Source organism: Aminithiophilus ramosus (genome assembly GCF_018069705.1).
GTDB classification, from domain to species: Bacteria; Synergistota; Synergistia; order Synergistales; family Aminithiophilaceae; genus Aminithiophilus; species Aminithiophilus ramosus.
Genome location: NZ_CP072943.1, coordinates 1 through 13,254, shown reverse-complemented (window position 1 = coordinate 13,254; position 13,254 = coordinate 1). Strand labels below are relative to the sequence as shown.

The following is a 13,254-nucleotide window of genomic DNA, read 5'->3' as shown; positions in this document are numbered from 1 at the left end:
GGTAAAAAACAAGGAGAGCCGACCTCACGGTCCCTCTCCTATACGAGGATATCGACCTCGTCGGCCAAGATGTACATCTCTCCGCTCCCGACGGACGAGCGGATCTCCCCTGAAACCCGAATCGACGTCCCCTCCTTGAGCTCCCTCAGGAGGTTCTGAACTTCGGGCCTGTAGGCCCGGGCGAGGAGGAAGTCATGGCGCGTGCTGCCGTCTTTCCAGGGCGTATCCTGCCTCACGGAAAACCGGAAGTAGCGACCCATCCGATTTTCTCCGATCGTTTCGCCGTGGACCAGGTGGAGCCTCCCGGCCACGGCCACCGCGTTCTCCAGAACGTTCATGCCGATCCTCTCCCCTCTGCAGGAGATGGGCACGGCCGAGATGGCCGTACCTTTTTTTAACTTTACCCTTTTCCGCCCCTTCTTACAAGGTCCCCGCCCCTCCTCGCGGGGAAAGGCCCATGATATGATGGCGGAAAATCTTCGAAAGGCCCCCTCGTGCACCGCCTACATCTCAAAACGGAGGTATCTTTCATGAACCGATCCCTTCTCCTTCTCGCCCTCCTGACAGCCCTCGTCTGCCCCTCCCCTCTCCGGGCCGCCCCCCTCTCCTCCGATGTCGATCTTCCGGCCTACTCCCTCTCCGGAGGCGACGACGGGAGGGCGGGGACGCTCTTCCGCTTCTTCCAGCGACGCTTCTCCCCCGAGGAAATGACCCTCGTCGTCGACGGCCAGCCCGACGCGAGCGGCAAGGTCCGTCACCTCTTCCTCGACGTCCGTGGAGCCCGCGTCGACGGGATGAGGCTCGACCACATCGCCGTCGAGGCCCTCGACGTCCGGTTCAACGACCCGGAACAGTGGGAGGAGGACCTGGCCGTCGAGGCCATGCTGGCCGTCTACTCTCAGGCGACGATCCGCGAGGAGGACCTCAACGCCCGTCTCCGGGAGAAACAGATCGGCGACGACGACGAGAACTGGCAGCGCATCGGCGTCGACTTCCGCAAGGAGGGCGTCCACGCCGAAGGCGTCTACCGCGCCCGGCTCCTGTTCACCTTCGACATCCTCATCGAAATCGACGGCCAGTTCGACCTGGTCCGGGGACGCCAGGTCTGGCTCTCCGACTACACACTCAAAGTCAACAGGCGACAGCTCCCCGAATCTCTGGCCAAAAGGGCCGTCGCCAGGCTCCAGCCCATTCTCGACCTCGACCGCTTCGTCTTCCCCCTGCGTCTGGCGGCCATCGACCAGGACGACGAACAGGTGACCCTCAGAAGCCGTCACCTGCCGACGCGACTGGAGGGCATCACCTACTCCTACCGGGCACCGTGACCGGAGCCCCTAGTCGTCCAGCCACCAGCGGGGCCGCCCGTCACGGACGCGGAAGAGCCTTCCTCCCCGGCGATCCCAGGCATAGGCTCCCAGCCCCGACGAGGGGCGGCCGTAACCGTCGAGAAAGGTGAACCCCTCCCTCAGGGCCCGATCCTGGCCGATGGAGCCCCTGACGGGACGGGCGAAGGGAAGACGCCCCTCGATTCGCCCCCTCGGCCAGGGCGGCCCCCAGGCCGGAAGGATCTCGACGAGGCGGGCGTACTCGGCCGGCGCCGTCAGGAAGGCGTGGATCCTCGCCCCGGAAGACTGAAGAAGACGGCGCAGCAGCGTCGAGGCCAGGAAGGGAGCTCCCCCGTCGGGCAGATCGCCGAGGGCCAGAACCGCCTCGTAGACGGCGTCGAGGGCGACCAGGGAGAGGGGAATCTCCTGGGGGTTCCAGAATCCCCCGACCTCCTCCCAGCGGGCCGGATCGCCGCCGGGAAAAAGGGCCTCCACGAGGGCCAGGGCACGGGAGGCCCGCTCCCGCCCCTCCGCCGCGCCGAGCCCCTCCCAGAGCCGCCGAGGCTCCTCACGGGGCGCCTCGGCCAGAAGGCGCTCCCTCAGGAACGTGGCGTCGCGCCCCGCCTCCTCCCTTGCGCCGTAGACCGCGACCAGCTCCTCCCAGCGCCCGACTTCGGCGGGAGCGGCCGGCGCGACGCCGAGCAGGGCCATCGCGACAAGCAACAGGACTCCCCATCGTCTCATTCTGTTTTCGTCCCTCCTACGGTATAATCTTCTCGCCGTCAAGGTATATCTGCCTGTGGAACAGATTAGAGCGGAAAAGAAAGGTGACGTCATGGACACGAGAACCAAGGCCAATCTGGCCCTTCTCATCAGCCTGCAGATCGTCCTGTCCCGGGTGGCCGCCATCCGGATCGCCATCGGCCCCATCGAGGGAATCCGCCTCGGCTTCGGGGCCTTCCCCGCCCTCTTCGCCGGAATTGCCTTCGGCCCCGTCGCCGGAGCCCTCGTAGGGGGGCTGGGCGACATCGTCGGCTTCTTCATCAACCCCATGGGCCCCTACATGCCCCATTTTACCCTCACGGCGGCCCTGACGGGGGCCCTTCCGGGACTCGTCGTCCACCTCTCGGGCGGACGCCCTCTGACGGTGAGGCGCCTCCTTCTGGCCATCGCCGCAGGACAGCTCGTCAGCTCCGTCCTTCTCGTCCCCCTCTTCCTGAAGCAGCTCTTCGGCATCCCCCTGACGGCGACGGTGCCGGCGAAGATCGTCGGAGAGGCGATCAACATCCCCTTCTACGCCTTCCTCCTCGACGCCCTGAGAAAACGCTTCCCCAGCCTTCACATCGCCGGCAACGGCTGAGCCGCGCCGACAGAAAAGGCTCCGGTCCCTCAAGGGGCCGGAGCCTTTTTGTCCCGTCCGTCGGGAGCCCTTAAGCCGTCAAAGCTCCTTTGGGGCTTTTGAGGCAGGTCCAGGCCATGACGGCGACGATGGCGGCCAGAGAGGCGAGCTTCGCCGTGCTGCTGGGGAGGAAGGCAGCCAGGCCGGGAACGACCAGGAGAGCCCGGATGGCGGGCGACAGGTTGCGCATGAGCCATCCCTGGAGGGCGCCGGCCAGGGCGGCGATGCCGGCCAGGGCGGCGACGACGAGCAGGGCCAGCGAGAGGGGATGGGCCTGCTCGAGGAGGATGGCCGGCGTGTAGATGAAAGTGTAGGGCAGGGCGTAGGCCACGAGGGCGATCTTCGTCGCCTCCAGCCCCGTCTTGCCCGGATTGGCGCCGGCGATGCCCGCTCCCGTGAAGGCGGCGAGGCAGACGGGAGGCGTCAGGTCGGCCATGATGCCGAAGTAGAAGACGAACATGTGGGCCGCCAGGGGGAAGACGCCCATCTTGATCAAAGCCGGGGCGATGATGGTGCTCGTCACGATGTAGTTGGCCGTCGTGGGAAGGCCCATGCCCAGGACGATGCAGGCCACCATGGCCATGATCAGAGTCGGCAGAAGCTTCCCTCCGGCGATGTCGATGATGTTGTTGGACAAAGTCAGGCCCAGGGCCGTCAGGGACGAGGTGCCGACGACGAAGCCGACGAGGGCGCAGGCCAGGGCCACGCCCAGGGCGCCGCGGGCTCCCTCCTCGAGGGCCTTGAGAATCTTGACCGGTCCCATGCGGGTGTGGGAGCGGAGGGAGCTGACGACGATGACGGTGACGATTCCCCAGAAGGCGGCGGCGAGGGGCGTGTACTTCATGAGGAGCATGGCGATGATGGCGAAAAGGGGAATGAGAAGATGGCCGTCGCGGGCGAAGACCTCCTTGCCCTTGGGCAGAAGATCGCGCTCGATCCCCTCCAGGTTGCGGTACTTGGCCCGGACGTGGACGTTGATGAAGAGGGCGGCGTAGTAGAGCAGGGCGGGGATGATGGCCGCGGCGGCGATGCGCAGGTAGGAGATGCCCAGAAACTCGCTCATGATGAAGGCTCCGGCGCCCATGATGGGCGGCATGAGCTGGCCTCCCGTGGAGGCGCAGGCCTCGACGGCCCCGGCGAACTCGGGCTTGTAGCCGACGCGCTTCATGAGGGGGATGGTGAAGGCCCCCGTCGTGGCCACGTTGGCCACGGAAGAGCCGTTGATCGTCCCCAGAAGGCCCGAGGCGACGATGGCCACCTTGGCGGGACCGCCGGGCAGATGGCCGGCCAGGGCCAGGGAGAGCTCGTTGAAGAAGCGGGCCCCGCCGCTTCCCGAGAGGAAGGCGCCGAAAAGAATGAACATGAAGACGAAGGTGCTCGAGACCCCCAGGGCGACGCCGAAAACCCCCTCGGGCGTCAGGTACATGTGCTGGACGATGCGGCTCAGGGAGTAGCCCCGGTGCATGAAGATGCTGGGCATGTAGCGGCCGAAGTAGCAGTAGAGGAGGAAAAAGAAGGCCAGCATGGGAAGGACGTTGCCGACGATGCGCCGCCCCGCCTCGAGGACGAGGACCATGAAGGCCAGGCCCATCCAGAGCTCGTAGGGCTGAACCTGGGCGCCGCGACGGGCGATGTCGTTGAAGAAAAAGACGATGTAGGCCGAACCGGCCGCCGCCAGAAGGGAAAGGACCCAGTCGTACCAGGGAATGGAGGTGCGACTGCTCTTGGACGTCGCCGGGTAGAGAAGGTAGACGGCGGCGATGGCGAAGGTGAGATGGACGGCGCGGTGGATCGATATGGGAAGAAGGCCGAAACCTGCCGTGTAGAGATGATAGCAGGACATGGCGACGAGGAGGGCCATGACGATCTTGCCGGCGAGGCCGTCGAGGACGCGGAAACGGCTTTCGGCGTCGTACTTCTCGACGAGCTTCTGAATCTTCTCGTCGTCGATGGACTGTCCGAGGATGGAAGAGGGTCTTTCTTCGACCTGGGCCATATACGTACACCCCTTCAATAAAATTTTTTATTTTTATAATTAAATTCTACAAAGTTATAGTATTCAATATTAAAGTTCTTGGGCCCATAGAAGGGGGCAGGAAGATCCTGCCCCCTCGGGGGTCGACGGGCCTACTGAATGGCGCCGACCTCTTTGTAGTAGCGCTCCGCCCCGGGATGGAGGGGGATGAGGATGTACTTGACGTTCTCGGCGACCATGGAGGCCATCTTGGAGTTGACGGCGACGAGATCGTCATGCTTGTCGAAGAGGGCCTTCGTCATCTGATAGACCGTCTCCTCGTCGATCTCCTCGCGGATGCCGACGATGTTCCAGCTGGCGTAGGTCTTGACGTCCTTGTCCTGGCCGTTGTAGGTGCCGGCGGGGATGGTGAAGGGCACCCAGTAGGGCGTCTCGGCCATGACGGCGGCGACGAGATCGTCGGAGACGTCGATGAACTCGACGAGGCCCAAGGTGGAGGGCTCGACGACGCCGGCCATGCCGAGGGCGCCGACCATGATGGCCGCGTCGATGCGCTTGTCGCCGAAGGCGCTGCCCGTATCGCCGACGCCGAGGTTCTCGGCCTTGATGTCCTTGTCGGGGTCGAGGCCGGCCAGGTGGAGGAGCTGGCGGGCCGAGACCTCGGTGCCGCTGGCGACGGCGCCGATGGAGACGCGCTTGCCCTTCATGTCGGCCACGGACTTGATGCCGCTTCCCTTGGCGACCATGAGCTGAATCGGCTCGGGGTAGAGGGGAACGAGGGCGCGGATGTACTTCTGGGCGTTGCCCTCATAGCGGCCCTGGCCCGTGTAGGCGAAGTAATAGAGGCCGTCCATGAAGCCCATTTCCGATTCCTTCTCGCTCATGAGCTGGATGTTGTTGACGGTGCCGCCCGTCGACTGGGCGCTGGCCTGGATGCCCTCGACGGTATCGTTCCATATCTTGGCCATTCCGGCTCCGACGGGATAATAGGTCCCACCGGTGCTTCCCGTTGCAATATTGAGGAACGTCGTGGCCGAGGCGGCCGTAGCGAAAACGGTGACGAGACAGAGAACGCCCAACAGATAAGACCAACTTTTGCGTGACACTCGAACCCCTCCTCTGTGACGGATATGGACGCCCACAAGCGGGCTTATTGAGAATACAATACTAAATGTGCCGCTGTCAACTCGGTCCATTTGCGAAAAAAGTCAAAAAGCGGACCTAACAGCTTGTTTAAAGCATACTAAGAGTATTCTATTTAATTTCAACTCCCCTTGATTATTAAATTTCGGGACTAAGTTTTTCGTTTTGAAAGAATTCTTCGAAAATATCGTCGACAGTCCGAATTCTGTCACAACGGGAGACGTTGTCTCCGCAAAAAAAGAGGCCCCTTTCCCAATTTCCGTTAAAGGCGTCTATCAGAGCCTGGGCGATGCAGAAGGCCTGACGATCCTTTCTGTAGGAACAGTGGGTGAGGCAGTTGGCGATGCAGGGGCTGCTCTCGACGTTGCCCTCGAGGTAGCGGGCGACGAAGGGAGACTTCAGGGCCCGTCCCGGAATGCCGACGGGGCTCTTGATGATGACGACGTCCTCCTCGGTGGCCTCGACGTAGGCCTGTTTGAAGCGGGGGCTGGCGTCGCACTCCTCGGTGCAGGCGAAGATCGTCCCCAGCTGGACGCCTCGGGCACCCATGGCGAAGAGGGCGTCCATGTCGTCGCGGGTCCAGATGCCTCCGGCGGCGATGACGGGAAGCGTCTCGCCCAGTCCCTCCTCGGCGAGGTAGGCGACCAGTTCGGGGACGACGGTCTCGAGGGAAAAGTCGGGATCGATCACCTGTTCGGCCTTGGTGACGCCCAGATGACCTCCGGCGTGAAGGGGCGTCTCGACGACGAAACCGTCGGGAAGACGGCCGTAGCTCTTCTGCCAGCGCCTGACGATGAGCTGGGCCGCCTTGAGGGAGCTCACGATGGGGACGAGGGCCACGTCGGGGAAGTCCTTCGTCAGCTCCGGCAGCTTGAGGGGCAGACCGGCTCCGGAGATGAGGACGTCGGCTCCTCCCTCGCAGGCCGTGCGGATGTGATCGTCGTAGTCGGTGAGGGCCACCATGCAGTTGACGGCGAGAACGCCTTCGGGAGCGGCGGCCCTGGCCTCGGTCAGGGCGTCGCGGAGGGCCTTCACGTTGGCCTGGAAGTAGTTCCGCCCGTTGTAGTGGGGAGAGTCGCAGGCCAATCCGACGCTGGCGATGGTTCCCACTCCTCCCGCCCTGGCCACGGCTCCGGCCAGCCTGGGACCCGATATTTTGACGCCCATCCCCCCCTGAACGAGGGGATAGCGGGGGGTATGCCTGCCGAGGCGGAGCTGGGGCAGCTTGGCAGTTTCTCTGTTCACGACATCAACACTCCTTCATTCCTTCGTTGGATGCAGGGCTTCGGCGGCGGGAGGAATCTCTCCGAAACGCCGTCTGTAGACGGCCATAAGCCGAGCCAGAGCCGACGCCACCTTTTCGTCCTCCACATAGGGGAAGAGAGTGCGTTCGGCCCGGGCCAATTCATCTCCCCCGAGGGCCGGCAGAGGCCGCGAGACGGGGTCGGCGGGCTTTCGCCTCGTCGCCACGGGGCCGACGAGAAGGTGCAGCCCCGAGACGGAAAGTCCCCATCCCTCGCGAATCTTGCGAGCCACCCCTCCGGCCTGGATCTTGAGGCGTTGGGCCAGGGCAGGAGAGTCGGCGACGACGACGAGAGACTCGCCCTCGATGCGCAGGGGACGGCTCCGCGAGGCCAGGGGACCGACCACCTCGTCCCATTTGAGGGAGAGGTCGGCCAGGGCGAGGCCTCGCTTGAGATCGGGCGTGAGGGCTCCCTCGAGAAGGGCACCCAGAGGAATGGCCGTTCCCTTAGGCCGGGTTTTTCTCACGGCTGCGCCTTCTCGACTCCAGGGTCACCCAGAGCAGCTGGACGTCGGCGGGCGTGACGCCCGAGACGCGACCGGCCTGGCCCAGGGAAAGGGGACGGATACTCTCCAGTTTCTGTCGGCTCTCTCCCGAAAGTCCCCCCACAGAAGCATAGTCGAAATCGACGGGCAACGGTACCCTTTCCATCCGTTCCATCCGTTCCACCTGGCGCTCCTGGCGGGCGATGTACCCCTCGTAGCGGACGTCCGTCTGGACCGAGGCGAGGATCTCCCCGTCGGGAAGGTCGCCCAAGCCCAGGAAGGACCAGAGGCGGGAGGCATCGATCTCGGGACGGCGCATCAGGTCGAGGGCCGTCACCCTCTCCGCAAGAGGCGAGGAGGCGAGGCCGGCCAGGAAGGCCGCCGTCGCCTCTCCCGGATAGATCAGGCGTGACCGCAGAACCTCCCGGATCTCCTCGACGCGCCTCCATCGCCGCTGAAGGTGATCCCACCGTGCGTCGTCGACGAGGCCGAGACGACGCCCCAGAGGGGACAAACGCCTGTCGGCGTTGTCGTGGCGCAGGAGAAGGCGGTGTTCGCAGCGGCTGGTGAACATGCGGTAGGGCTCGCGCGTCCCCTTGGTGACGAGATCGTCGATGAGGACGGCGATGTACCCCTCGTGGCGGCCGAGCGTGACGGGGTCGCGACCCCGGGCCACGAGGGCGGCGTTGATGCCCGCCATCAGCCCTTGGGCGGCGGCCTCCTCGTAGCCCGACGTGCCGTTGATCTGACCGGCGCAGAAAAGGCCCCGGACCCGCTTCGTCTCCAGCCAGGGAAGAAGCTGCGTCGGAGGCAGGTAGTCGTACTCGATGGCGTAGCCGGGACGGACGATCCGGGCCCTCTCGCAGCCCGGAAGGGAGCGGACCATCTCGACCTGGGCATCGTAGGGGAGGCTCGTCGAAAAGTTCTGCATGTAGATCTCCCGGCTCCGGCGGCCGACGGGCTCGAGGAAGATGGGGTGGGAATCCCTATCGGGGAAGCGGTTCACCCGATCCTCGATGGAGGGGCAGTAGCGGGGCCCCGGCCCCTCGATGTCGCCTCTGAAAAGGGGCGAGCGGTCCATGGCGCCCCTGATGATCTCGTGGGTCTCCTCCGTCGTCCGCGTCAGGTGACAGGCGAAACCCTCGTGGATCTTCCCCTCGCTCCAGTGGCTGAAGGCCAGGGGCTCGTCGGCGCTCTCCTGGCTCTCGAGGGAGGCCCAGTCGACGCTGTCCCTGCCGATGCGAGGCGTCGTCCCCGTCTTGAGCCGTCCCGTCTCGAAGCCGATCTTGCGGAGCGACTCCGTCAGTCCCAGGGCCGCCACCTGTCCCAGGGGCCCCGAGGCGAAATGGGTCCGTCCGATGAAGACCTTCCCCCCCAGGTAGGTTCCCGTGGCGAGGACGACGGTCCTCCCGCGGTAGACGCTTCCCAGCCGCGTGACGACGCCCCTGATCGTGCCCTCGTCGACGAGAAGTTCCGTCACGATATCCTGGTGGAGGTGGAGGTTGGCCCTCTCCTCGATCCTCTCGAGATAGTGGCGGTGGTAGTCGTCGAGATCGCACTGGGCCCTCAGAGTCTGGACGGCGGGCCCCTTGGAGGTGTTGAGGCGCCTGATGTGGAGCGTCGAGGCGTCCGTCGCCCTCGCCTGCTCGCCGCCCAAGGCGTCGATCTCCCTCACTAGGTGCCCCTTGGCCGGTCCCCCGATGGAGGGGTTACAGGCCATGAGGGCCAGGTTGTCGACGTAGAGATTCAGAAGCAGCGTCGAAGCGCCGAGGCGGGCCGCGGCCAAAGCCGCCTCGCAGCCCCCGTGGCCGCCTCCGACGACGATCACATCGTATTCCGTCATCGTTCCGTCACCTCTCCTTGACGAATCATCCAGACCGCCCCGGGCCACTCGTAGGCCACGCCGCCGGCCGTGGCGGCGAAGACCTGCCAGGAAGAGGCCTGAAGGACGGCGAAGGTCCTGTCACGCCCCTCCTCGTCGAGCTCGGCCGTCACCTCGTCGAGAAGAAGGACGGGCTTGCGCCGGAGCCTCCGCTCGACGGCCCAGGCGGCCCCCAGCATGAGAGCCACGGCGACGCGACGACGATGGCCCCGGCTGAAGACGACGGAGGCCTCTCGGCCTCGGGAACGAAGGGCCATGTCGTCTCTCTGAGGTCCGACGAAGACGCGGGCCGCCGACCTCTCCCGATCGGCCGTGAAGCGCAACCCCTCGGCCAGGTCGCGCTCGGGTTCGTCCACTCCTTGGCTGCCTCCGCGATGAAAGGTGACGTCGAGGGCATCGGGAAGCAGATCGCCTGTCCGGTCCAGGCCGAGGCGAAGCAGCTCGACGGCGCTGGAGCGGGCCGACCAGAGCCACCCTCCCAGGGGAATGAGCAGCTTCGTCGTCAGCGACGGGTCCCGCCTCTGACGGAGAAGACAGACCCTCTGTCTCAAAGCCCGGCGGTATTCGTGAAGCCGCAGGGCATAAAGGGGGAAAAGCAGGGCGCAGAGACGGTCGAGGAAGAGTCGCCTCGTCGAGGGAGAGCCCTCGACGAGGGCCAGATCGGCCGGCTGGAAGGCAAGCAGAGGCAGGCGCGCCCTCACGTCGGAGGCCCGCGTCGCCCTGCCGTCGAGGCGGAGGACGATCCTCGACCGGATCTGGGCCTCGACGCGAAGGGTCTCCTCGCCGCCGAAGCGCCCCTCGACGCGGGACGTCCTCTCCGAGGCCTGCCAGGAAAGGAGATCGGCCAGGGCCCGCGAGCCCTGAAAGGGACCCCACCCCCCCAGAAGGTGAAGAGCCTCGAGGATATTGGTCTTTCCCGAGCCGTTGGCGCCGATCAACAAATTCAACCCCAGGGACCACTCCGTCCTCCGGGGCTCGAGATTTCGAAAATGGACCCAGGCCGACGAAAGACAGTGCATCAGAGATCGATGGCGTCGCTTTCCTCTTCCGACAGGGTTATGGGCATGAGCACGTAGAGAAAGCTCTCCTCGCCGGGACGGGACATGCGCATCTGCCCGTGGGACCCGTTGAAGGAAAGCTCGATCACGTCGTCCCTGAGGGCCTTGATCCCCTCGAGGAGAAAGGAGATGTTGAAGGCCACGCGGAGCGGTTCGCCGTCGATGTCGGCGGCCAGCTCCTCCCGAGCCTCTCCGATATCGGGGGCCTTTCCCCGCACGTGCAGGGACCCCCGGGGGTGAGCTGGAAGACGATCGATTTCGTGAAGTCACGGACGACGATGTTGGCCCGTTCCAGGGCCTCTTCCAGGGAGGCTCTCGCCACCGTCATCCACGTCGTCCGGTTGGGCAGGAGGATCTTCTCGTAGGGAGGGAAGCTGGAATCGACGCGACGGACGGAGAACTCCATGGACGCGACCTGGAAGTAGGCCTGACTGTCGTCTTCGAGAAGGCGGAGGGGCGCCGTGCCGTCGAGGGAGCCCAGAAGGCGATGGAGTTCCTTGAGGCCGTTGAGGGGAAGGAGAAGCTGCCCCTGATCGGGAGGAACGTCGAGGGGAGTCTGGGAGAGGGAGAGGCGCCGTCCGTCGGTGGCCACGGTCTTGAGCTTCCCGTCGGCCACCTGGAGGAGGGCGGCGCTGAGATACTTGGGAAACTCCTCGTTGGGAGAGCCGGCGAAGGTCCCCTCCTCGAGAAGGCGGCTCATCGTCGCCACCGTCGTGTCGCAGAAGAATCGGGCGTTTTCCGATCTCGGCAGGCGGGGGAACTCGTCGACGGGGAGGACCGTCAGGGTGTAGCGGCTGCGCCCCGCCGTCAGGGTGGCCCGTCCCTCGGCGATCTCGAGGGCGATGGAGGGCCCCGGGGCTTTCTTGAAGAGCTCGCCCATCGCCTTCGTCGGTAACACGGTCTCGCCCGGTTCCTGAACTTCCGTTCCCTCGGCCCGACACTTCAGCGATGTCTTGAGGTCGGTGGCCTCCAGGTGGAGTCCCCTTTCGTCGGCGAGACAGCGGATGCCGGCGAGAATGCTGACGGTGCTCCTGCTCCCTGCCGTCCGCTCCGCCATCTGCCAGCTTTTGAGGAAACCGTTTTTCTCGATCAGTAACTTCAAGGAGGGTCCCCCTCTCTACGGTTATTCCTGCTCTTTATGGAATAAAGGCAGTAGTCGTCGTAATAGGTGCGGTGCATAGTGTGGATAACCGCCTCGGGACCGCTGACGGTGCCCTTCGGGCCTGTGGATGACACGGTGGATGGCACGGTGGATGGACAGGCAAGTTATCCACAGTTTCCACAGGTTCTTTGTGGAAACTTTTTGAAATCATCTTATCCACAGACGATGCACGCCCTCGTCCACCGTTCATTCACCCCTTATTCCGGATGTTATCCACAACGGAGCGGACGCGGGCGTCGTTGTCGATCATCTCGGCGATCTTGCGACAGGCGTGAAGGACGGTGGTGTGATCCTTTTTGTGGAAGGCGTAGCCGATCTGCTGGAGGCTGGAATCGGTCAGCTCACGGCTGAGGTACATGGCGACCTGGCGGGCCAGGGCGAAGTCGGCCGTCCGTTTCGTGCTCGTCAGGTCGGCCACGTCGAGGCTGAAGGCCTCGGCCACCTGCTGCTGAATGCGTTCGATCGTGACGGGCCCGCGCTTGTCGTGGCGGATCAGGTCCTTCAGCCACTCGGCGGCCCTCTCGACGGTGATCGTCTCCGAATTCAGCTCCGAACAGGCGACGACGCGGTTGAGGGCGCCCTCGAGCTCCCGGATGTTGCTGGGGATGTTCTGGGCCAGGAAATAGATGATTTCCTCCTCGATGCGGTAGCCTCTCAGTTCGGCCTTCTTCTGGAGGATGGCGATGCGCGTTTCCAGATCGGGAGGCTGAATGTCGGTGACGAGTCCCCACTCGAAGCGGCTCACGAGCCGGTCCTCGACCATCTTGATCTCTTTGGGAGGGCGGTCGGAGCTGATGACGATCTGTTTTTTCGCGTCGTGAAGGCTGTTGAAGGTATGAAAAAATTCCTCCTGCGTGCTTTCCTTGTTGGCCAGAAACTGGATATCGTCGATGAGGAGAACATCGACGTTTCTATATTTCGATTTGAAGTCCTGCATCCTCTTGTTCTGGATGGAGGAGATGAGCTCATTGGTGAATTTTTCCGAACTCAGATAGACGATGCGGGCCGACGGGCCCTTTTCGAGGACGTAGTGGCCGATGGCATGCATGAGATGGGTCTTGCCCAGCCCGACGCCTCCCCAGATGAAGAGAGGGTTGTAGGCGACGCCGGGCGATTCGGCCGAGGCCAGGCTCGCGGCGTGGGCCAGCCGGTTGGACTTGCCCACGACGAAATTTCCGAAGACATAGGCCGGATTGAGTCCCGACCGGGTGGCCTGAGGGGGTTGGGGAGGCTGGGCGGCCTTTTCGGCCCGATCCTGTTCGCCCGAACGGACCTCGGTGCCGACGCGAAGCTCGACGCGCGAGGCGAGGCCCGCCCCTTCGATCATCTTCTGGAGGGGAGTGAGAAAGCGGGACTGGATCTGTTCCTTGACGAAGACGTTGGGCACGTCGAGAAGAAGCGTGCCCTCCCGAAGTGAGACGGGCATGCAGGTCTTGAGCCAGATATCGCCGGCACCGGGAGGCAGTTCCTCTCGAGCTTTGGTCAGTATCTGCTCCCAGATGAGGTCGAGATCTTTATCCAC

General features: G+C 64.4%; 13 protein-coding genes. 2 read left to right on the top strand and 11 right to left on the bottom strand.

Features of this window, described 5'->3' with window-relative positions; genetic code table 11:
- Nucleotides 1-38: 38 nt before the first annotated feature.
- Entirely contained in the window at nucleotides 39-338 is a 300-nt protein-coding gene (locus tag KAR29_RS00065; RefSeq protein ID WP_274373618.1) for an OB-fold nucleic acid binding domain-containing protein, read from the bottom strand.
- Nucleotides 339-530: 192 nt separating this feature from the next.
- On the opposite strand from KAR29_RS00065, the gene KAR29_RS00060 reads away from it, so the two are divergent.
- Nucleotides 531-1,325 (top strand): LmeA family phospholipid-binding protein, encoded by a 795-nt coding sequence (locus tag KAR29_RS00060; RefSeq protein ID WP_274373617.1) that lies wholly within the window; start codon nucleotides 531-533, stop codon nucleotides 1,323-1,325.
- Nucleotides 1,326-1,334: 9 nt separating this feature from the next.
- Here KAR29_RS00060 and KAR29_RS00055 read toward each other — a convergent pair whose 3' ends face one another.
- Nucleotides 1,335-2,069 (bottom strand): cell division protein FtsL, encoded by a 735-nt coding sequence (locus KAR29_RS00055; protein ID WP_274373616.1) that lies wholly within the window; start codon nucleotides 2,067-2,069, stop codon nucleotides 1,335-1,337.
- A gap of 91 nt (nucleotides 2,070-2,160) precedes the next feature.
- Between KAR29_RS00055 and KAR29_RS00050 the strand changes: the two genes are divergently transcribed.
- A complete protein-coding gene (locus tag KAR29_RS00050; RefSeq protein WP_274373615.1) occupies nucleotides 2,161-2,685 on the top strand; it encodes a folate family ECF transporter S component in 525 nt (174 codons plus the stop codon).
- A 70-nt stretch (nucleotides 2,686-2,755) separates the two neighbouring features.
- Here KAR29_RS00050 and KAR29_RS00045 read toward each other — a convergent pair whose 3' ends face one another.
- From KAR29_RS00045 to dnaA, 9 genes are all read right to left on the bottom strand, one after another.
- A complete protein-coding gene (locus tag KAR29_RS00045) occupies nucleotides 2,756-4,720 on the bottom strand; it encodes a TRAP transporter permease (protein WP_274373614.1) in 1,965 nt (654 codons plus the stop codon).
- Nucleotides 4,721-4,851: 131 nt separating this feature from the next.
- Nucleotides 4,852-5,805, bottom strand: a complete 954-nt coding sequence (locus tag KAR29_RS00040; protein WP_274373613.1) for a TAXI family TRAP transporter solute-binding subunit — start codon at nucleotides 5,803-5,805, stop codon at nucleotides 4,852-4,854.
- Nucleotides 5,806-5,980: 175 nt separating this feature from the next.
- Nucleotides 5,981-7,087, bottom strand: coding sequence for an NAD(P)H-dependent flavin oxidoreductase (locus tag KAR29_RS00035; RefSeq protein WP_274373612.1), 1,107 nt, complete (start codon nucleotides 7,085-7,087; stop codon nucleotides 5,981-5,983).
- Between the two features lie 15 nt (nucleotides 7,088-7,102).
- Nucleotides 7,103-7,612, bottom strand: a complete 510-nt coding sequence (locus KAR29_RS00030) for a DUF721 domain-containing protein (RefSeq protein ID WP_274373611.1) — start codon at nucleotides 7,610-7,612, stop codon at nucleotides 7,103-7,105.
- Nucleotides 7,593-9,473, bottom strand: coding sequence for a tRNA uridine-5-carboxymethylaminomethyl(34) synthesis enzyme MnmG (gene mnmG / locus KAR29_RS00025; RefSeq protein ID WP_274373610.1), 1,881 nt, complete (start codon nucleotides 9,471-9,473; stop codon nucleotides 7,593-7,595). Before mnmG ends, KAR29_RS00030 begins: the two co-directional genes overlap by 20 nt.
- Nucleotides 9,470-10,531, bottom strand: coding sequence for a DNA replication/repair protein RecF (gene recF / locus KAR29_RS00020; RefSeq protein ID WP_274373609.1), 1,062 nt, complete (start codon nucleotides 10,529-10,531; stop codon nucleotides 9,470-9,472). Before recF ends, mnmG begins: the two co-directional genes overlap by 4 nt.
- Nucleotides 10,531-10,746 (bottom strand): hypothetical protein, encoded by a 216-nt coding sequence (locus KAR29_RS00015; protein ID WP_274374992.1) that lies wholly within the window; start codon nucleotides 10,744-10,746, stop codon nucleotides 10,531-10,533. Before KAR29_RS00015 ends, recF begins: the two co-directional genes overlap by 1 nt.
- Nucleotides 10,656-11,672: a DNA polymerase III subunit beta gene (dnaN, locus tag KAR29_RS00010; protein WP_274373608.1), complete on the bottom strand. Its 1,017-nt coding sequence runs from the start codon at nucleotides 11,670-11,672 to the stop codon at nucleotides 10,656-10,658. The genes KAR29_RS00015 and dnaN overlap by 91 nt, the downstream gene beginning before the upstream one ends.
- A 250-nt stretch (nucleotides 11,673-11,922) precedes the next feature.
- Nucleotides 11,923-13,254 carry a chromosomal replication initiator protein DnaA gene (dnaA, locus tag KAR29_RS00005; protein WP_274373607.1) on the bottom strand — a complete coding sequence of 444 codons (1,332 nt, stop codon included), beginning with the start codon at nucleotides 13,252-13,254 and terminating at the stop codon, nucleotides 11,923-11,925.

Coding starts and splice junctions, on each gene's coding strand:
- KAR29_RS00050 (WP_274373615.1), top strand. CDS start 2,161: ATGGACACGAGAACCAAGGCCAATCTGGCCCTTCTCATCAGCCTGCAG.
- mnmG (WP_274373610.1), bottom strand. CDS start 9,473: ATGACGGAATACGATGTGATCGTCGTCGGAGGCGGCCACGGGGGCTGC.
- KAR29_RS00055 (WP_274373616.1), bottom strand. CDS start 2,069: ATGAGACGATGGGGAGTCCTGTTGCTTGTCGCGATGGCCCTGCTCGGC.
- recF (WP_274373609.1), bottom strand. CDS start 10,531: ATGCACTGTCTTTCGTCGGCCTGGGTCCATTTTCGAAATCTCGAGCCC.
- KAR29_RS00045 (WP_274373614.1), bottom strand. CDS start 4,720: ATGGCCCAGGTCGAAGAAAGACCCTCTTCCATCCTCGGACAGTCCATC.
- KAR29_RS00065 (WP_274373618.1), bottom strand. CDS start 338: ATGAACGTTCTGGAGAACGCGGTGGCCGTGGCCGGGAGGCTCCACCTG.
- KAR29_RS00060 (WP_274373617.1), top strand. CDS start 531: ATGAACCGATCCCTTCTCCTTCTCGCCCTCCTGACAGCCCTCGTCTGC.